Origin of the sequence: Aeoliella sp. (assembly GCF_965227375.1) — a bacterium.
Classification (GTDB): domain Bacteria; phylum Planctomycetota; class Planctomycetia; order Pirellulales; family Lacipirellulaceae; genus Aeoliella.
In genome coordinates this window covers 1,886,145-1,905,179 of sequence record NZ_CBDDFX010000001.1, presented here as the reverse complement: position 1 = coordinate 1,905,179, position 19,035 = coordinate 1,886,145, and the positions used below count along the sequence as shown (strand labels likewise).

Annotated in this window: 13 protein-coding genes; 9 read left to right on the top strand and 4 right to left on the bottom strand. The window is 62.3% G+C overall.

Annotated features, from left to right (window positions below):
* Positions 1-498: 498 nt before the first annotated feature.
* The gene (locus ACQK2L_RS07805; RefSeq protein ID WP_425396378.1) at positions 499-4,164 is read right to left on the bottom strand and encodes a proline dehydrogenase family protein; all 3,666 of its coding nucleotides are present in this window, start codon (positions 4,162-4,164) and stop codon (positions 499-501) included.
* 249 nt (positions 4,165-4,413) lie between these two features.
* Here ACQK2L_RS07805 and ACQK2L_RS07800 point away from each other — a divergent pair, with 249 nt between their 5' ends.
* The 7 genes from ACQK2L_RS07800 to ACQK2L_RS07770 all read left to right on the top strand — a co-directional run bounded on the left by ACQK2L_RS07800 (position 4,414) and on the right by ACQK2L_RS07770 (position 11,900).
* Positions 4,414-5,322, top strand: a complete 909-nt coding sequence (locus tag ACQK2L_RS07800) for an RDD family protein (protein WP_425396377.1) — start codon at positions 4,414-4,416, stop codon at positions 5,320-5,322.
* A 54-nt stretch (positions 5,323-5,376) separates the two neighbouring features.
* Positions 5,377-6,387, top strand: coding sequence for a stage II sporulation protein M (locus ACQK2L_RS07795; RefSeq protein ID WP_425396376.1), 1,011 nt, complete (start codon positions 5,377-5,379; stop codon positions 6,385-6,387).
* Between the two features lie 69 nt (positions 6,388-6,456).
* Positions 6,457-7,281, top strand: a complete 825-nt coding sequence (locus tag ACQK2L_RS07790; RefSeq protein ID WP_425396375.1) for a hypothetical protein — start codon at positions 6,457-6,459, stop codon at positions 7,279-7,281.
* A gap of 38 nt (positions 7,282-7,319) precedes the next feature.
* Positions 7,320-8,057, top strand: coding sequence for a DUF4129 domain-containing protein (locus ACQK2L_RS07785; protein ID WP_425396374.1), 738 nt, complete (start codon positions 7,320-7,322; stop codon positions 8,055-8,057).
* Positions 8,054-9,274 carry a DUF4350 domain-containing protein gene (locus ACQK2L_RS07780; RefSeq protein ID WP_425396373.1) on the top strand — a complete coding sequence of 407 codons (1,221 nt, stop codon included), beginning with the start codon at positions 8,054-8,056 and terminating at the stop codon, positions 9,272-9,274. The genes ACQK2L_RS07785 and ACQK2L_RS07780 overlap by 4 nt, the downstream gene beginning before the upstream one ends.
* Positions 9,271-10,350: an AAA family ATPase gene (locus ACQK2L_RS07775; protein WP_425396372.1), complete on the top strand. Its 1,080-nt coding sequence runs from the start codon at positions 9,271-9,273 to the stop codon at positions 10,348-10,350. The genes ACQK2L_RS07780 and ACQK2L_RS07775 overlap by 4 nt, the downstream gene beginning before the upstream one ends.
* Positions 10,351-10,448: 98 nt before the next feature.
* On the top strand, positions 10,449-11,900 hold the full coding sequence (locus ACQK2L_RS07770) for a DUF58 domain-containing protein (protein WP_425396371.1): 1,452 nt from the start codon (positions 10,449-10,451) through the stop codon (positions 11,898-11,900).
* A 97-nt stretch (positions 11,901-11,997) separates the two neighbouring features.
* On the opposite strand, the gene ACQK2L_RS07765 is transcribed toward ACQK2L_RS07770, so the two are convergent.
* A complete protein-coding gene (locus ACQK2L_RS07765) occupies positions 11,998-12,579 on the bottom strand; it encodes an NfeD family protein (RefSeq protein ID WP_425396370.1) in 582 nt (193 codons plus the stop codon).
* Between the two features lie 248 nt (positions 12,580-12,827).
* Between ACQK2L_RS07765 and ACQK2L_RS07760 the strand changes: the two genes are divergently transcribed.
* Positions 12,828-13,877: a DUF4419 domain-containing protein gene (locus tag ACQK2L_RS07760; RefSeq protein ID WP_425396369.1), complete on the top strand. Its 1,050-nt coding sequence runs from the start codon at positions 12,828-12,830 to the stop codon at positions 13,875-13,877.
* 24 nt (positions 13,878-13,901) lie between these two features.
* Here the strand turns inward: ACQK2L_RS07760 and ACQK2L_RS07755 are convergent, their stop codons facing one another.
* On the bottom strand, positions 13,902-16,079 hold the full coding sequence (locus tag ACQK2L_RS07755) for an NfeD family protein (protein WP_425396368.1): 2,178 nt from the start codon (positions 16,077-16,079) through the stop codon (positions 13,902-13,904).
* A gap of 354 nt (positions 16,080-16,433) precedes the next feature.
* Here ACQK2L_RS07755 and ACQK2L_RS07750 point away from each other — a divergent pair, with 354 nt between their 5' ends.
* The gene (locus ACQK2L_RS07750) at positions 16,434-18,071 is read left to right on the top strand and encodes a prenyltransferase/squalene oxidase repeat-containing protein (protein WP_425396367.1); all 1,638 of its coding nucleotides are present in this window, start codon (positions 16,434-16,436) and stop codon (positions 18,069-18,071) included.
* Positions 18,072-18,098: 27 nt separating this feature from the next.
* Here ACQK2L_RS07750 and ACQK2L_RS07745 read toward each other — a convergent pair whose 3' ends face one another.
* Positions 18,099-18,983, bottom strand: coding sequence for a hypothetical protein (locus ACQK2L_RS07745; RefSeq protein ID WP_425396366.1), 885 nt, complete (start codon positions 18,981-18,983; stop codon positions 18,099-18,101).
* Positions 18,984-19,035: the final 52 nt, after the last annotated feature.

The following is a 19,035-nucleotide window of genomic DNA, read 5'->3' as shown; positions in this document are numbered from 1 at the left end:
AATGTTGGCTGTAAAAAAATCGCCGTTGCAGTCGCGTGGCGGTGTGGTCCAATGGAGTTGCAGCGTGATGCACGCGCTGTAGATCTTTGGCAACTTGTTAGTTCTCCACTGGCTTGCCCTTCGCGGATTTGCCCCCTAGCCGACAACCTACGTGTTGTCGGAATCTGGACGCGTTTCTGCCAAGTTCGGCTGCGACTCCAAATTGAGCGAGGTGGTGGTTCCTGCGCTGATTCGCGGAGCGAATTGCGACTATCGTTTTGTCCCCATCGAAAACATGCGGGGAACAACGTGGGGAGTTTTGTCGCACCCCCCGATTGGTTTGGACTGGAAAACTAGGGGGTTTGCCACTTGGGTGGACCACAACGCTTGGGGTTTTGGGCCAATGGATCGATTTTGGGGACAAAACCCTGTTGGCCCAAAACGCGTCGGAGCTGTAAGAGGTTGTTCCGGAGAGGCGTAGCTCTGCGGCTAGGGGTCCGCGAAGGTACACGCTTAACTTTATGTCGGTTCGTCGCGCTCTTCTTCTGCTCGGAAGCCCAGGTTGCCGTAGCGGTGGTAGCGGAAAGTGACCGATTGTTCGCGGATGTACCACAGCAGCTCGACCCGGCCGTGTGGTGAGACCGGGGTGTCGGCGACGTACGACAGCACTTCGGCGGCGGCTGTGCGGACGCACTGTGGAACGCGGTCCGGCGTGGCGTAGCGGACGCGGCCGGCGAGCTCTTGGCCGATCGTCTCGGCGAGCTGTTCGTCCGATTCTTCGACGAACTCGATCGCGCCGGCCCAGGTGTCGGTCGCTTCGTCGAGCTTGGCGATCAGGCCAGCGAGCGCGGAACCTTCGTCGAAGTGCGGTGAGCTTACGACCACCCGGGCGCCGGCCGCCTGGGCGGCGGCGATGCGGGCGAGCAGTTCAAAATCGCTATCGGACTGGTGCACGCGGATGCGGACCATCTCCACCGGCAAGTAGCGTCGCTCGTTGTCCTCGCCCAACAGTCGGAAGTGATCGTGCGACGTGCCAAACTCCTCGGCGGCCCAGTGGTCGTAACTTGCCACGGCCGCAGCCAGGCCCAACGAGGCGTCGCTATCGAACGCCGTGACCAACTCGGCCAACAACGGATTGCTAACCGGATCGGTGGGTACTCGCTCGTCACCGCCGTCGAAGTTCATCAGCTGGGCGACGTAGTTCGGTCCGCCTGCCTTGATGCCGGGTCCGACGTTGCTTTTGCCCATCCCGCCGAACGGTTGGCGGAGGACGATCGCTCCGGTGGTTGAGCGGTTGATGTACAGGTTGCCTGCGCGGATGCCGTCGCGCCACTGCTGTTGCTCGCGGTCGTCGAGGCTTTCGAGTCCCGAGGTCAAACCAAAGCCGGTCGCGTTCACCAGTTCGATCGCCTCGGCCAGGGTTCGCACGCACATCACACCGAGGAGCGGCCCGAAGAACTCGGTGCAGTGGGTGAGCGAGCCAGGTTGGACGTCCCACTTCACGCCCGGCGATACGAGGTGCGGATTGTCGTTGACGCCGATGTCCGGCATCACGGCCCACGACTCGCCGGGTTCGAGTTCCTTGAGGCCCTTTTCCAGCACGCCGCTCGGTGGGCGGATCAGCGGTCCGACGCGCGCCGAGAGGTTCCACGCGCTATCGACCTTCAGGCTCTCCACCGCGTCGCACAGCACGTCGCGGAAGCCGCGGTCGTGGTAGACTTCGTCTTCGAGGATCAACAGCGACGTGGCCGAACACTTCTGGCCGCTGTGGCCGAAGGCGCTGGTGACCACGTTCTTCACCGCCAGGTCGCGGTCGGCCAGCGCGGTGACGATGGTCGCGTTCTTGCCACCGGTCTCGGCCAGGAGGTTCATCGTCGGATCGACCCGCAGCAGGTGCGCGGCGGTGTCGGTTCCGCCGGTCAGCACCACCACGTCGGCCGCGGGATGCGTGACCAGTTGCTGGGCGACGCCTTCGCCGTGGGCGCAACCGACCATTTGCAGCGCGGTCCGCGGCACCCCGGCGTCCCACAGGCACTGGCACATCTTGTAGGCGATGAGCACCGTGTCGCTGGCCGGCTTCAGGATCACCGTGTTGCCGGCCGCCAGCGCCGCAGCAACTCCGCCGCACGGGATGGCGAGTGGGAAGTTCCACGGCGACACGACAACCACCACGCCTTTGCCGCGCGGCGTGAGTCCGGCCAACTCGTGATAGCTGCTGGCCGTTTGGGCGTAGAAGCGGCAAAAGTCGATCGCTTCGCTCACTTCGGGATCCGACTCGGTGAAGAGCTTGCCACCTTCGGCCATCATCACGCCCAACAGGTCGCCACGACGCTGGGCCATAAGTTCCGCAGCGCGGAACAGCGCCTCGGACCGCTCGCGCGGAGTGCGTCGCCGCCAGCCGTCGGTGTCGGCCGCAGCCGTGGTCATCGCCACCTCGGCGTCCTCCGGCGTAGCGGCGTGGTAGCGACCGACGACCAGCTCGGGGCGCGAAGGGTCGATCGTCTCGGCCACAGTGCGCCCTGTGGTGATCTCCTCGCCGCCGATCACCAGCGGCACTTCGCCTGCTTGGTCGCTGTGGCGAGGCTGCCACTCGGCGACGATCGACTCGGCCCACTCGCTATGCTGCGGCAACGCCCAGTCGGTGTTGGGTTCGTTGGCGAAGGGCACCTCGGGGCTGGGCGCTACAGACTGGAGCGTGCCGCCGGATTCGCGGCGGTCCTGCGTTCGGCGCGGAGCACTCGAGAGCGTATCGAGCTTGGCGAACGACTCGCGGAACTGCTGCTCGAGCCGCTCCCACTCGGCGGAGCCGACACGGACGTTGAACGCGTGGCGGAGGAAGTTGTCCGGCCCGGTGTTCTCGTCGAGCCGGCGAACCAGGTAGCCGATGGCGCTGGTGAACTCGTCTTGATGGGCGGCCGGGGCGTACAACAGCAGGTTGCCGGCCAGTTCGAACAGGGCCCGCCGCTGGTGGTTGGCCATGCCTTCGAGCATCTCGAACTGCACGCGATCGAGCATGCCCGCGTCGTGCGCGGCCACCAGGCCGTAGGCAAGCGTGAACAAGTTGTGCGACGCCACGCCCACCCGCACGACGTCGCGGTTCTCGGGCAGCAGTGCCTCGTGCAGCATGCGCAGGTAATTGGCGTCGGTATCGATCTTCTGCTTGTAGGGCGCTTGGGGCCAACCTTCGATGCTCGCCTCGACGCGTTCCATCTCCATGTTTGCGCCTTTGACGAGTCGCACGGTGATCGGCGCGCCGCCGGCCGCTACGCGACCGCGAGCCCACTCCAAGAGTTGCTGCAGCACCAACAGCGAGTCGGGCACATACGCCTGCAGGGCGATGCCGGCCTCGACGCTTTCGAGTCCCTTACGGTCGAGCGTTTGCATGAACGCGTCGGCCGTCAGGTGCATGTCGCGGTACTCCTCCATGTCGAGGTACACGAACTTCGGCACCACGGACCCGTCGGCACGCGTGAACGTGCCCCGCGCGGCCGCGCGGAACAACAGCTCGATGCGGTCGCACAGTTCGGCCACCGTGTGCTTGCGGGCCAGTGGCGTGATCTGCGAGTAGATCGTCGAGATCTTCACGCTGATCACTTCGATCTCGGGTCGCTGCAACACCGCCAGGTACTTTTCGAGTCGCCGCCGGGCGTCGCGCTCGCCGAGTAGCGCCTCGCCCAAGTGGTTCACGTTCATCCGCACCCCTTCGCGGCGCCGCTCGGCGAGGTGCTTTTCGAGCAGTTCCGGTTCGGCGGGCAGGATCACGTTGGCCGTCTCGTGCTGCATCTTCTCCTTCACCAGCGGCATCGCCACGCCAGGCAAGTACGCGCCGAACGACTGGAAGCCGCGCAGCAGCGTGCGGTCGAGCGGGCTGAAGAACCGCGGCACGCCCTGCACGTCGAGGATGTGGATGAACTGATCGGCCGACCGCTGCGCCTCGCGCGAGCGGAACGTCTGATCGGTCATCTGGGTGAGCGTCGCCTTGTCGTGCGGGCTCTGGATCATCCGATCCAACTCCGCCTGCTGGCGCCGCTCGGCCGGAGTCTGCAGGTCCTGCGCACGCTCCTGCAACTGCCTGGCCAAGTACACCGCCTTAGCGACCAGCGGATGGGCGTCGCTGGCGTCGTCGGGCTGAAAATTGGCAAGGATGGTTGCGAGTTGGGGGTCGTTCGAACGAGCGGAGGACATACTGTCGGATGGGAGTTCAGGGCGGGGAATGGAAAACTACACGTTAAAACCGGTAACCTCGAGCCAGTACGCAAAGGAACATCGCTGTGCGACGAACTACTATTTTCCCTCTGTTCGCGGCCGTTTGGGAAGGGCGGAGCCAGTAGTTTTCCCTCAGGGCCAGCAACATGGGTGGTTTTCTGTTGGTTGCAGGCGCGTGGTCACGTATTGATAATGCATTGTCTCGCCAAATTCGCCGGAGAAAACAACTTGCCCAAGCAGTTACCACAAATCGACTCACACATCCGCGTGGTAACGCCAGAGAACATTGCGTTCGAGTACCGTGTGGCGAGCCCCTTCGAGCGGGCGTTTGCGTATTTCATCGACGCGATCATCATGATCATCTTCGTGACCGTGATTGTGTTTGTCTCCTTCATGATTCTTGGGAGTATGGGATTTTTCGAGCTCGCTATCGGTGTCGGGTTGATCTCGCTATTCGTCGTGACTTGGTTCTACGGGGCCGTCTTCGAGACGTTCTGGAACGGCCAGACGCCGGGCAAACGATCGATGGGGCTGCGCGTGGTTCGCACCGATGGCAGCCCGATTAACGCGGGGCAGGCAGTGCTGCGAAACTTTCTGCGACTGGTCGACGGTCTACCCGGCCTGTTCATTGGCCTGACCATTCCGACCTACCTGGTGGGACTACTGGCGACATCCATGAACTCCCGCTATCAGCGACTGGGCGATCTGGCGTGTGGCACCATGGTGGTGGCCGAGGACCGCTCCAAGGCAAAGCGGTTCAACGAAATCAACGATGTGATGCTCGGACCCGTCGAAGACATGTTACCGCCGGGCGCGCTGCCCAGTCGCACGCTGGCCAAGGCGATTGCCCAGTACGTCGAGCGACGGCAGTATTTCGGACCCGAACGTCGAGCCGAGATTGCGGGTCATATCGGCAAGATCTTCGTCGACGAGTACAACCTGCCAACCGGCATCGACTACGATGCCCTGCTGTGCGTGCTGTACCGTCGAGCGTTTCTCTCGACGAACACCGACGAAGACCTGGACAACGTGGCGCTGCCGCCCGACTCGTCGAGCCGCGCTTTGCCGCCCCCTGCTAGCCAACGGAATCCCTATATCGAGCCGCTAGTGCGGCGCGAGTTCGAACCGCCAAGGTAGCGACCACACCTCCACTCCACTTTCGCAATACTTCGCCCCCCATCCAGCCTACGCATGAAAGCTGCCGAACTTGTTGAATCACGGATGGCCGACTGGCGAAAGCTGGAGAAGGCGTGCATCATGCTCGAGACCGGCGGCAAGCGCAACCGGTTGAGTCCCCACGCACGCACCCAGTTCGCCGCCGCCTATCGAGCGGCCTGCGCCGACCTGGCCCTGGCCGACGCCTACCAACTGCCGGCCACCACCGTGCGATACCTGCATCAACTGGTCGGCCGGGCGCACAATCAGCTCTACCGCAGCAAACGATTTGCCTACAACACGTGGTTCGACGAGTTGTTCCGCCGAGTGCCGCAGCGACTGTTTCACGACGGATACGTTCGCCTGGCGTTCGCCCTGTTCTGGGGTACGTTCCTCGTTTCGGCCTTCCTGTCCAGCAAATGGACTCCCGTCTACCGATTCAGCGAGACGGTGATGACCCGCGAGGCCATCCTGGGATTGGAGGACATGTACACCGAGGCCCCCTGGGACCGGGGACGATCATCCGGCGCCGAAGGCGCCATGATGGGTTTCTACATCAACCACAACACCACCATCGGCTTGCGATGCTTCGCAATGGGCTTGCTGTTTGGCATCGGGGGACTGTTCGAAACCATGTCCAACGCGGTGTTCCTGGGCGCGGCCTTCGGCCACATGACCACCGTGCCACAGGGGGAGAACTTTTACCAGTTTGTTACCGCCCATGGTCCGTTCGAATTGACGGCCGTCGTGTTGTCGGCCGCTGCCGGTATGCGCCTCGGGTTCTCGCTGGTCAACACCAAAGGGATGAGGCGATTCGACTCGCTAGCGCTCGCAGCGCGGCAAAGCCTGCCGACCATGCTGGTGGCCGTGGTGCTGTTTTTCATGGCCGCGGTGATCGAAGGATTCCTCTCCCCCTCGCCGGCTCCCTACGGAGTGAAGGCCATGGTTGCCATGATCTCGTCGCTGATGCTGATGATTTACTTCACGGTACTGGGCTATTCCGAGGAGCCGCCTGACGACGAACTCGAACAAGCAGCACTGTTCTAACCGTAAGACCTTAGCAGAATCCGCCCTCCCACGGGCCATCCACCGTTCGCCGATTCGTCCTACCAAGCCATGCAACTCGACCAGACACGCATTGTGATTCGCGAGCGCCGCTTTGGCGAGATCATGGGGCTTGCGCTGCAGGTCACCCGCACTGGCATCAAGTGGATTTCTCTGCTGTGGCTCTTGGGCGTAACGGGGTTCGCGTTGCTGAACGCCTTGCTGCTGTATGGGATCCTTGCCGATGAGATCGATATTGGCGACCCGCCGGTTGGATACTGGAACTTGCTGGTGATGCTGGTGGCCATCGAAACCCCACTGGCGACCGCGCCGATCACGCTGTATCTGGGCAAACTCACGTTCAACAGCCCGTTCCGCTTCCGCACCATGCTGGTGGAGTTGCTGCGCAGTCTGCCACAACTGGTGCTTTATCAGGTGGTGCTGCGCACGCTGATGATGCCATTCCTGTTGCTGCCCTACTGGATCATGCCGTACGTGGGCGAGTTGATTCTGCTGGAACGCAACCCGCTGGCCAGCGGCCGCACCAAGCGATTGACCACCAATCGCCGCAGTCGCAATCTGCACTCCAACAACGGCGGCGAACTATTTGGCCGCTGGATGCTGGCCCTGCTGGTGGGAGTCGTGCTGACCTTGGCCTTGGGACTCGGCTTCGAACTGCTGCTCGCCAAACTCGGAGGCTTGGAAATCACCTGGTTTGCGCGGCACCTGGTGATCTATCCGCTTGCCCTGTGGGTAGTGGTCGGGTGGATGGCCGTGGTACGCTTTCTGGCGTACCTCGATTTGCGGATCCGTCGCGAAGGATGGGAAGTGGAACTACTAATGCGGGCCGAAGCCGCCCGGTTGCGACGCCCTTCGTCCCTGGTGAGTGCTCGATGACAGCCGTGTGTCCCGCCAGCATCCGAACTCCCCGAAGCATGGCTGCTGCTGTGCTGGTGGCGATCGTGTGGTGCCTGCTGGCAACCTCCCTGGCGGCGCAGGACATGACGAACGGGGATACCGCTGTGGAGGCCGGCCGCGAAGCGCTCTCCAGCGCGCCGAAGCTTCCCTGGTACGACCCCCAAACCGACGACTATCGGGCGGCCAAAGTCGACGCGCCCAAGCCGCGTCGCACCCGGAACAGCAACTTCGACATATTCGACTTCATGATGTGGCTCGGTTGGTTCCTGCTGGCAATGCTGTTGGTAATGTTGGTGTACTTCATCGCCAAGTCGTTCCTCCGACGCGAGGTGAAGGACAGCATTGTCGTGAGCCACGCCAACGTAGGGGCCGACATCTCGCGCGTGGAAGAATTGCCGGTGACGCTCAAGAAATCGCCCAGCGACTACCTGGACGAAGCGCAGCGGTTGTACGCCAAGGGCGACTACGCGCAGGCCATCGTCTACCTGTTCAGCCACCAACTGCTGCAACTCGATCGGCGGCATTGGATTCGCCTGGTCAAAGGGAAGACCAACCGCCAGTACCTGCGCGAAGTGCGCCGCAGCGCGTCGCCATCGGCCGACACACTGGCCGACATTTTCCACCGAACCGTGCTGCTGTTCGAGGAAGTGTTCTTCGGCAAACGACTGCCGCCGCGCGAATCGATCGAGGAGGTCTGGCGTCAGATCGACCAGTTCGAGTCGCTCGTCGGCGTGCTGGAGGAGCAGGCCGCATGAACAACGCGCTAATTGGCAATTCGAAATGGCTCACCTTGCTGCTGGCGAGCCTGCTGGTGGCCACCGGCTGTACAGACTACGTCCCCTCCACTTACGGGCAGCGGGGCGGAATCGGCGCGACGAGCTTGAACGGCACCCGCGTCCTGGCCGAGATGTTCGAGGAAGCTGGCCATCGGGTGCGGAGCTGGCGGTACCTGTCGCCCAAGGTGAAGAACTTCGACGTGATTGTGTGGTTCCCCGACGACTTCAACGCGCCCAGCCCGGAGGTCGAGTACTGGCTGACCGAATGGCTGACCACCGACAGCGAGGATGGCGGGCAACGCGTGTTGATCTACGTGGGGCGCGACTACGATGCCGCGCCGGACTACTGGCAGCATATGCAAGGGAAAGCTCCACAGGGCCTGAATGCGGAATACAAGCGGCGACTGTCCGAGGCCAGGGCCGACGCCCTGGCCCAACGCCCCCGACCTTTGACTCGCACCGAGACCGAAGACTGGTTCACACTGGACGCCAAGAACAAGCAAACCAAGGTCAAGCAGCTTACCGGCGATTGGGCCCAAGGCATCGACTCGTCGAAAATCGATATCTCCCGCCGCAATCGAGTGGTCCCCCGCGACCGACACTACGAACCTCTGTTGAGCGACGAAGCAGACAACCTGATCGTCAGCGAACTGGCCTACGACGGCGGCTACCTGAGTGGACCGATGCCTGTCGGGCGAGTGATCATGGTGGAGAATGGCTCGTGGTTGCTCAATTCGCGGCTGGTAAACCACGAACACCGCAAACTCGCGGGGCGCCTGATCGACGACATCGGTCCGCCCAGGCGAAATGTGCTGTTCCTGGAGTCGGGCACCAACGGTCCTCCCATACGAGACGAAGATCCCAGCGCTGGTATGCCGACCGGTCTGGAATTGTTTCGCGTCTGGCCGATTGGAGCAGTGCTCACGCAACTGGCCGCGCTGGGCGTGGTCGTATCCATGATGCTGTGGCCCATCTTCGGCATCCCCAAGCGGCTGGAGCGGAAGTCGTTGTCCGATTTCGGCAGCCACGTCGCCGCGGTCGGTCGCATGTTGGCCAACGCCCGCAACCGCGCACACGCCATTGGCCTGTTAATGTTGTATCGTCAATCGCTCCGCCATGAATCGGGCGGAACCGAAATCAGTCAACCTTCAACACCTCTCCCACCCCCCGAACCCCCAGCCAGCGACTCGGAATGAATCAGCCTCACCATTTCAATCAGCCCAATTTTGGGTCCCCCGAACCGACACCACCGCTGAACGAGCCAGAGGTCGCGGGCGACGTCCATCAGCCCCAGCCCACGCCCATGCAGCCGGCGCGAACGGCTGGAGTGCAGTCGTTGTACCAGCGGCTCTCTGCTGAAGTCGGCAAGGTGTACGTCGGGCAGGACGAACTGGTCCTCTCCACGCTGGTCGCCCTGTTTTCCGGCGGGCACGTGTTGATCGAAAGCGTGCCGGGCCTCGGCAAGACGCTGTTCGTTCGCACCTTGGCCAAGGCATTGGGCGCCAAGTTCGGACGCATCCAGTTCACCGCCGACCTGATGCCCTCGGACATCACTGGCGCGCCGATCTTCAACATGAAGACGCAAGAGTTCGTCTTCCGCCCGGGTCCGGTGTTCACGCAGTTGCTGCTGGCCGACGAAATCAACCGCTCGCCCGCCAAGACCCACGCCGCGCTGCTGGAGATCATGCAGGAACGCCACGTGACCGTCGAACGGACCACGCACCCGCTGGAACCGCCGTTCCTGGTCATGGCCACGCAGAACCCCATCGAGAGCGAAGGCACCTACAACCTACCTGAAGCACAACTCGATCGCTTCATGTTCAAGGTGCTGGTCGACTATCCCACCGCGGGCGAAGAAGCTCGCGTGCTGAAGGAGCACAGCCGCCAGGTGGCGGTGGAGAAGCGATTGGAAGAGGAAGTGGCCACGGTCACTGGGCCCGAGCAGATCGTCCAGGCCACCAAACTGTGTGGCGAAGTGCTGGTGGCCGACGAGTTGATCAACTACATCAACAACATCGTCCGCCAAACCCGCGCGTGGCCACAGTTCCACCTCGGCGCATCGCCGCGGGCGGGTATCGCCCTGGTGCAGGGCGCGCGAACACTGGCCGCGTTCAACGGCCGCGACTTCGCCATCCCCGACGACGTAAACGAAATCGCCCTGCCCGCCCTCCGCCACCGCGTGGTGCTCACCGCCGAAGCCGAAGTGGAAGGCCACCAGGTCGACCAGGCCTTGCGCGAAATGATCCGCACCGTCGAAGTACCAAGGATGTAACCCACAAGTCCCCTCCCCCGGGCGATTTGGCGCGGGGGCAAGACTCACCAGCCAACGCCCTGCACCGCAACTCCAAGAACCACACGCAACCCAACTCCATGCAACTCGTCTTCTGGTCACTTGTCGCATTGCTTGTCGCGCTGGTCGCCCTGGCGCGGTGGGGCGGGGTGTATCCGCATCGGCCGCTCGTGTTGCTGATGATCGTGCCATCGTTCATGGCCATTTGGATCGCATTCCTGCCTTCGGTGTGGCCCATGGTCGCGGTGGTGGATCTGTTGGTGCTGCTCGTAGCGGTGGTGGACCTCGAGAGCCTGAGAGGAGCGGGGCGCATCCAGATCGAACGCCAAGTGGCCCTGATCGCTTCGCTCGGCCAACTGCACAAGGTAACGCTCACCGCCACCAACCGCGGTAAAAAAGAGTGGCCCGTCTGGATTCGCGACGGCGTGCCCGAACACCTGGAGGCCGAGCCGGAGGATTTCAACGTGGTGCTGCCGGCCGAACGGCGTGCGACGCTGGAATACCATCTCCGCCCCAAGCGACGCGGCGGGTTCGACTTCGAGCATGCTTACGTGCGCGTGCGAAGCCGCTGGGGTTTGTGGAACCGCTATGTGCAGCTCGATTGCCACTCGCGCATCAACGTTTATCCCGACATGAAGCAGCTGGGCGAGTACGCCCTGTTGGCGCGGACCAACCGACTGAGCCTGATGGGGCTGCGGAAGACGCGCCGCGTGGGCCAGGACAATGAATTCGAGCGGCTCCGCGACTACACCATCGACGACAACTACCGCCACATCGAATGGCGGAGCACCGCGCGACGGAACAAGCTGACCGTCAAGGACTTTCAAGCCAACCAAAGCCAACGCGTGGTATTCATGGTGGACTGCGGCCGCATGATGACCGGCACCAGCGGCGGCGTGAGCCTGTTGGACCACGCTCTGAACGCGATGCTGATGCTCAGCTACGTGGCGCTCGCGCGCAAAGACCAAGTGGGCCTGCTGTGCTTTTCGAACGAGGTGCACACGTTCGTCCCGCCCAAGGGAGGCAGCAAGCAGATGAACCACCTGCTGCACGCTGCTTACGACCGCTTCCCGGAGATGGTCGAGTCGCGGTACGACGACGCCTTCCTGCACCTGGCGTCGCACATTCGCAAGCGGGCGCTGGTGGTGCTGATCACCAACGTGATCGACGACGTGAACGCGCACCAGATCGAAAAGCACCTCACCGCGTTTGGCGGCCGCCACCTGCCGATGGCCGTCCTGTTGCGCGATCACGAGTTGTACAACGCCGTGGATGCGGTGGAGGACGAGATGCACGTGGCCGAGCGGCTGCAAACCGTCGACGGCAGCTACCAGGACACCACCGCCTTCGACGACGTGCCCGACGACAAGCTATTCCAAGCAGCCGGCGCCGCCGACATCCTCACCTGGCGACGCCACGTGCTGGCCGACCTCGAGATGAAGGGCGTGCTGATGGTCGACACGTTCCCCGAGAACCTCACCGGGCAACTAGTGAACCGCTACCTGGAAGTCAAAGCGCGGCACTTGCTGTAGGTACGTGGCTACTGGCTGTCGGCTTTCAGCTTTTAGCAAGAAGGGAGAAGCCTAAGCAACACGTCCGATAGGAGCTTACAGCCAATAGCCTATAGCCCTAAGCCAACGGATCATCCAGCGAATCGATGCCCAGCTCTTCGATGCTGCGGTTCAACAGGTCGCCTGCATTCGATGTGCCGGGGTGCATCCCGTCGGGGGCGAGGCGGACCACCACGCGGTTGCCGCGGACTTCGATTACTTGGACATTCTGACCAGGCTCGATGGCCTGGCCTTTCGACACTGCGTCGAGCATCTGGCCGTCGATCTCCACCGAACCGCTCGGCAACATCTTGCTCCGCGCTACGCCCACCTTGCCGATGAGCTGGCGTCGTGGATCGGTCGGCGCTACGTCCTCGTCCTTCGGAGGTTCGCCCAACAGCGCGCGGCCGATCGGCGTGTAGGGAAGATATCGAAACGCCGCGGTAAGGATGGCCGGCGCAAGGACCATCACGATGGTAACGAAGGTGAAACCGGTCGTGGGTCCACCAACGCGGAATGCGATGACGATGCTGGCCACCAGGGCCGATCCCGCCAGGATGCTCAAGATACCGCCCGAAGGGAGCAGCACTTCCAGCACTAGTAGCGCAAACCCAGCCACGACCAGTAGCGCACACCAGACTAAGGGATCGATGGTTTCCATGGCTCGGCATCTCCAACCTACGAACACCTATTCGCCCGTATGCTTCAATTATAGCGAATTTTCCAGAAAACGACCCGTGAAATGCCACAGGAGGTTCGGCGAAAAATGCCGCAGGTATTGCCGTCGCGGGAAATGCCGCAATTGCAGCTAGCAGGCGACCCCCTTGGGTGGCCTTACGAAACGCTTCTAGAATGAGGCTTGCTGGCCAGTTGGATTGTCTACCCCAAAACTCATTCCGGAGCAGAGCCATGCCCACCGCAACCACCAGCACAACCTTTGAAGTCTCGTCGGTGACGCCAAACACCGAACAGCTGGCCAAGGTCGACTACCATCAGGCTGTTCGTGAGTTTCTTGGCAGTCCGATTGAGGCTTGTTCGCGATACCACGGACAACTCCTCCAATCTCCCAACATGCATCCACTTGTGGCGGCAGTCCACTGCTCCTTTTGCCACCACTACCCTTTGGTGCTGTCTCCCGACATCGTATGGCTGACGATCGTACAGGGCTTCGCGGTCCACGTGAACGAAAATCCCGAAGAGCTGCGGCACAAGTTCGTTTCTCACGAGGGTAAGGACGAAATCACCGTGCGGCGCGACGACTTTGTCAAAGGATCGCCCGAGAACCCTTGGCCCGAATTGTTTTCGGAGTTCTCGGCGCAGATCAAGCCGCTCATCTCCGATGCTTACGATTTGGTCGTCGGCGACTTCTCCACTACCGGCCCAGTGGAGAAGGCGGCTTACGAGGTGGCACTGCTAGACACGATGCAATCCTACTTCAATTACTCATTCATCACTCTTTGTGGGATTCCTACGATCACCCTGGAGGGAACCTCCGACGACTGGCAAGCAGTGGCCTCGCGCGCGGAGTCGCTCCGACATTATGATCTGAATTGGTGGATCGATCCGCTTGGCGAAGTGCTGCAGCAGTTTGTCGAAGCCTCACAGGGCAAAGTCGATCGGTCGTTCTGGGACTCCATCTACAAGTTTCATGGTCCCAAAGGTAGCGGGACTCCTTTCATCTCCGGGTGGTTACGAAAACTGTTTCCGTACATCAGGCGCCATAAAAAAGCCATGCACAATGACTATCTGGAGCGTGACGACGAGAGAAGCGGACCCGATCCGATAGACATCCCTAGAGGTCCCTCCAGGGCCCCCTTCGTCTGGAACTACCTTACCGACGAGTACGCGATGGAGTTGTTCGGTGGCCTGATCGGCGTTGCGCAAGATCCCGATACGCTGGCGTTGCGACCAGAAATTGGCTGGGCGGTGCGCGAAGCGCCGACGCAGGCAGAAGAGTAGCCAGAGTCCTTATGGTGGCTGAGTTTACGCTTTGACTTCGCGGACCTCGACGCGGCTGCCGCGGGCGCTGACGACTTCGACCGTGGCGCCGCGGTCGATCAGGCCGTCGGCGATCACGTCAACCAGTTCGCCATCGATCTCGGCCCTACCCGACGGCATGAGCGGCGTGGTTGTCACGCCTTGCTTGCCGACCAGGTGCGAGTACTCGGCCAGGCTCTCGCGGTAGTTCAGCTCGGCCAGTTCTTCCCCTTCGGGTCCCGCCAGCATCATGTCGTTGAGAATCGGTATCGACGGTAAGTACCGGCGCAGCAGTAGCGCCGCTACCACCATTAACGCCCCGGCAGTCGCCACCACGGCCAGCGATGTCTGCAGTTCGGCGAACTCCGCAGGGCTGCGCGGGATGAGCCGATGTTGACCGGCCAAAACCAGCGAGGCCACCACCATCAGCGCGCCGCCGAGACCGAAGATGCCCACGCCTGGCAGCACGAAGATCTCCATCAGGATGGCGACCACACCGCCGACGAACAGTAGCACCTCGAGCCAGTCGGCCGTGCCGTTGAGGGCTTTGCTCCAGAAGAACAGCAACAGCGCCACCGCAGCCACGAACCCGCCGATGCCCAGCCCGGGCGTGTGCAACTCGAAATAGATGCCGGCAAACGCAATCACCAGCAGCAGCACGGTCACGCCCGGCGAGGCGAGTGCTTCGGCCAGTTCGAGCGACCAGGTGGTTTGCACTTCACGCGGCGTTGATTCGAAACCGTAAATCTGGTTCAGCTCTTCCACGTTGTCCACCACGTGCGTGGCGACGCCCAGCGACATGGCCTCGTCGCCGTCGAGCCGCAGCACTTCGCCCGGAATGGTCACCTGGTCGCCTTGCCGCCAGTCGTCGGCGTCGGCTTGCTCGGCGGCTTCGTCTTCGCAGAACAACTGCTCGGCGCCGGTCTGGGTGTTCGTGTAGCGATAGACTTCCAGGTTGGGGTCGACCATCGCCATTAACAATGACCAGGTGTGGGGCGTGTTGGGAGCGAGCGACTCGCGAATCGAATCGCGCAGCGAGAGCATCATGCCTTCGTCGAGTTGCTCCGGCTCGCCGCCGCCCAGCGTGGCGCCGTGGCCCATCACCAATTGGTCGGCCGACAGAGCCACCAGGGCTGAAACGCCGCTGGCTTCTTCCGACACGTAGGACACGCTGCGCCGCTGGTCGTTGCCCAAGCTGGCGACGTACGAAGCCAAGTCGACAGCGTAGGTGCTGCTGCCGCCGCTGCTTTTGATTCGCAGGCCGATCCAGTTTGCGCCTTGGTCGTCGATAGCCCCATCCACGAGCCTTCGCACGCGGCCGGGCGTCTTGGCAGTGATGGGTCCTTCGATGGTGTAGAACATGGGTCGCCAGTCGGCCACCAGCCCGGCGTCTTCGGCCAGGGCGTCGGAGTCGAGTCGCAGCAGGTTCGCCAACGACTCGCGATCCTCCACCACGTACTTCACCGCGCCGAACATGCGGCCCTCGCGGGCGGTGAAGATGCCCATCGAGCCGCTGGCAAACAGCGGCGTGGTGCGAATCACCGTTTCGTCGCGTTCGATCTTCTCCAAGTCCTTCCGCTCGACGTACTCGATGTCCGCTTCGGTCTCCACCTCCAGCACTTCGGTGCTGCGATCCACCAGGCCGATGGCCACTGCTTCGGGCGCGGTGCGTCGCGCGCGGGCGATCTGGCGGTAGGCCTCGATCACCGCAGGCTCGATGGGTCGAGTTGGGTCCTCGTCGATGCCCGCCTCGCCCAGTTCGGCGGTCGGCGCCATGGCGATTTCTTCGCACGCCAAAGCGACCAGCACCCCGTGCCCTTTGATGGTGCGGGGGATGAACGCCACGGTCTTGATGCCCGATAGCTGGTCGCTGGTCAAATAACGCGCCAGCGAAAACGCCCGCTCGAAGTCGGTTCCTTGACCAAACCCGTCGCCATCGGCCAGCGGCGCAAACTCAATGACAATCACCGGGCGGTCCTCGCCATCGTAGTCGGCCAACAGGCGGGACTTGGTGCGCTGCACGATGCTACGGAACGACGCGTCGGCGCTGCCGGTGATTGGCAGCCGCAAGCGGAGCAGCCGCCCTGGGCGGCGGGCCTCATCGGCCTGGTCGGCCGGAGCGTCGGCGGCCTCTTCCTGAGCCTGTAGCGTCGCTGGGGCCAGCACCACGGATGCGGCCAGCATGGCGACTACCGCCAACCGTAGCTGGCGAACGGCGACTGGGCTGGGGACCCGTAAAGCTTGGCTAATCGGAACCATCCGAGCGAATCCTGCAAGGTCGGAGTAGTGTGGGGCGGCCGAATTATAGTTTTCCACCCGCCAGTAGGCAAAGTATCGCGCCTGAAACGGTTGGCAGGGCGACCTAGGGGTATTCGCCGTGGGAACGGTTTTCTCCGGGAATAATGGGCAATTTCTCCACCGTCTAGTAGTGGTCCCGTACCCCGGTATTTGTTACGATAACAGAAGGGACGATATGCATCGTCCTGTCCTCGGATTCCTTCTGCGCCGAGCCACCCACGAACAGAGAGCGACCGGTCTATGGCTAAGTCACACTCTTCTTCCGACCTCCCTTCCGACGCCCCCAACGTGGCGGTGGCGGACCCCCCTGCCGAGGCGAAGGACCCGGCGGGCAAGTCGGCGCGCCGACAGGTGAAAGAGAAGGAGAAGCAAGCCCAGTCCGAAGAGGAGTATCTGGATGACGACGACCAGGGCTTCTTTGGCCGCATGATGAGCAACAGCGCCAGCTGGATGATCAGTGTCGTGGTGCACATGATCGCCATCATCATCCTGGCGCTGTGTGTCATCGATGTTCCGAGCCAACTCGACTCCTTGTTGTCCGCCACCACTGCCGAAGAGATTTCGGACGAAGTGGTCGATGTTCCCGAAGTCGACTTCAACGACGTCGACGTCGAAATCGAACCCGAAGATCTCGACTTCCAACCCGACACCGAAGTGATCGAAGAGGTTGTGAGCGAATCCCCGTTCATGGACGAATTGGAAGCCGCAGCACCAGTGGATATTTCGGACTTCGGTCTAACCAGTGCCCCCGAAGCGATAACGGCTAACGCCAACGCATTCGCCGGTAACGCTCTGGAAGGTCGAGGACACGAGTCGCGGGCCGCGCTGGTTCGCGCCAAAGGTGGTAGCGCCGAGAGCGAAGAGGCGGTTGAGGCCGCTTTGAAGTGGCTCGCGTCGCACCAGAATCGCGACGGCACCTGGCACCTTGACCATCGCGGCGGTGGCGACTGCAATGGTCAATGTGGCGACCCCGGCGAAATCGAAAACTCATTGAAGAGCGGCACCGCCCTGGCGCTGCTGCCGTTCCTGGGTGCGGGACAAACCCGCTACGAGGGCAAGTACAAAGCGGTGGTCGGCCGCGGACTCGACGCCTTGGTGCGTCTGGGAGAGAAGCCTCGCAAGGGAGCCGGCGTCGCCTGGACCGACGGCGGCACCATGTACGCCCATGGCCTGAGCGCCATCGCCATGACCGAAGCCTACGGCATGACCGGCGAAAGCCAGCTCGCGCTGCCTGCGCAGGCGGCCATCGACTACATCGTCTCGTCCCAGAACCCCAACGACGGCGGCTGGCGGTACAGCTTCCAGCAGCCGGGCGACACTTCAGTGGTGGGCTGGCAGATCATGGCCCTCAAAAGTGCCCACCTCGCGCACCTGAACGTGCCGCACTCCACGGTGGAAGGCTCGTCGCGATTCCTCGACTTCGTGCAGGTCGACGACTACGGCACCGGCTATTCCTACACCCCCGAGGCGAAGAACTACCGCCCCAGCACCAGCGCCGTAGGCCTATTGTGCCGCATGTACTTGGGCTGGAAACGTGATCACCAGGCGATCATCGAAGGCACCGAGAAAATCGCCAAGATCGGCCCGTCGCGAAACGACTTCTACTACAACTACTACGCTGCTCAGCTCGTGTTCCAATACACCAACGGCACCGGACCGATGTGGCGTGAATGGAACACCAAGCTACGCGACTTCCTGGTCAATTCGCAGGAAAAAGAGGGACACCTCAAAGGCAGTTGGCACGTGAACCACGGTCACGACACCCAAAAAGGCGGCCGGCTGTACTGCACCGCCCTGGCGTGCATGACGCTGGAAGTCTACTACCGCCACATGCCCATCTACCAGACCGACGCGGTCGAGTCCGAGTTCCCCGAGTGAGCCGCCAATAGCTGGAACGCGGGCTGCTCATTTGTCGCGGTAGCTGGCGGTCATTTCCATCTTCAGATTGCCACTCACGAACGTGGTCTTCTGCGAGCTGTAGCTACCCACGGTGGTCGCCATTCCCAGCGGGCCACTGAACGCAAGCTTCCGCGTGCGGCAGGTGTCGGTCTCGACCTGCAGCGTGCCGTTCACCATGAGCCGCATCTGCGTGGTCTCCGCGCCTTCGGATTGAAGCTCGATGTCGAAACTGGCGACCTTGGTTGCCGGATCGACACTCTTGAGCACCAGCTGAAACTTCGACACGCGGCCCAAAGCACCATCGCCCGATAGCAGCGCGCTTCCCAACTCCTTTGGCACCTCCAAAGCCTCTCCGGTGCGAATCGTTTTGCCGTCCAGGTAATCGGCCAGCGGATTGGAGCGTCCCAACGCGTGCATGCTTTCACTCACCAGGGCGAACTCGTCGGGCGTGGGCAAGCTGCCATCGGCGCGGTTCACCACCAGCGTGTCGTCGTCTTTTCGCTCGCAAAGGTAAGTCTGCCCGACGATCGGCGGCTCGTGCGTCTGGCCATCGGCAGTGCGCTGGCACTCGCCGAACCGCACGGTCGCGGCGACGGTCTTTCCATCGACCACGCGTTCGACGAGGAGCGTTCGTTGCTGCTTGCGAGCAATGCTGCTGGAGGACTTTTGAATCTCTTGGTTGGGCTGGCGGGTAGTCGATTGCATGCTAAGCGAGACCGCCAACTGCTGATCCACCCGGTCGCCCCGCTGGGTGACCTGCTTGGCAAACGTGACGCTCGCGCCGCGATTGGGAACACTCAACGTTTCGTAAGCCGCCAACCGAGGACCATTGTCCTGGGCCAGAGTCAGCGAGCTACACAACATAGCGGCGATAGCCAAGTGAAATCGCATTACTATCATCCAAGAGAGGAACGGAGCGGTTCGCGGCGGATGATGGTAGGTT

Bases quoted from the DNA above. Each gene is read 5' to 3' on its own strand.
- ACQK2L_RS07805 (WP_425396378.1), bottom strand. From the start codon at position 4,164: ATGTCCTCCGCTCGTTCGAACGACCCCCAACTCGCAACCATCCTTGCC.
- ACQK2L_RS07795 (WP_425396376.1), top strand. From the start codon at position 5,377: ATGAAAGCTGCCGAACTTGTTGAATCACGGATGGCCGACTGGCGAAAG.
- ACQK2L_RS07790 (WP_425396375.1), top strand. From the start codon at position 6,457: ATGCAACTCGACCAGACACGCATTGTGATTCGCGAGCGCCGCTTTGGC.
- ACQK2L_RS07785 (WP_425396374.1), top strand. From the start codon at position 7,320: ATGGCTGCTGCTGTGCTGGTGGCGATCGTGTGGTGCCTGCTGGCAACC.
- ACQK2L_RS07780 (WP_425396373.1), top strand. From the start codon at position 8,054: ATGAACAACGCGCTAATTGGCAATTCGAAATGGCTCACCTTGCTGCTG.
- ACQK2L_RS07775 (WP_425396372.1), top strand. From the start codon at position 9,271: ATGAATCAGCCTCACCATTTCAATCAGCCCAATTTTGGGTCCCCCGAA.
- ACQK2L_RS07770 (WP_425396371.1), top strand. From the start codon at position 10,449: ATGCAACTCGTCTTCTGGTCACTTGTCGCATTGCTTGTCGCGCTGGTC.
- ACQK2L_RS07765 (WP_425396370.1), bottom strand. From the start codon at position 12,579: ATGGAAACCATCGATCCCTTAGTCTGGTGTGCGCTACTGGTCGTGGCT.
- ACQK2L_RS07760 (WP_425396369.1), top strand. From the start codon at position 12,828: ATGCCCACCGCAACCACCAGCACAACCTTTGAAGTCTCGTCGGTGACG.
- ACQK2L_RS07755 (WP_425396368.1), bottom strand. From the start codon at position 16,079: ATGCTGGCCGCATCCGTGGTGCTGGCCCCAGCGACGCTACAGGCTCAG.
- ACQK2L_RS07750 (WP_425396367.1), top strand. From the start codon at position 16,434: ATGGCTAAGTCACACTCTTCTTCCGACCTCCCTTCCGACGCCCCCAAC.
- ACQK2L_RS07745 (WP_425396366.1), bottom strand. From the start codon at position 18,983: ATGCGATTTCACTTGGCTATCGCCGCTATGTTGTGTAGCTCGCTGACT.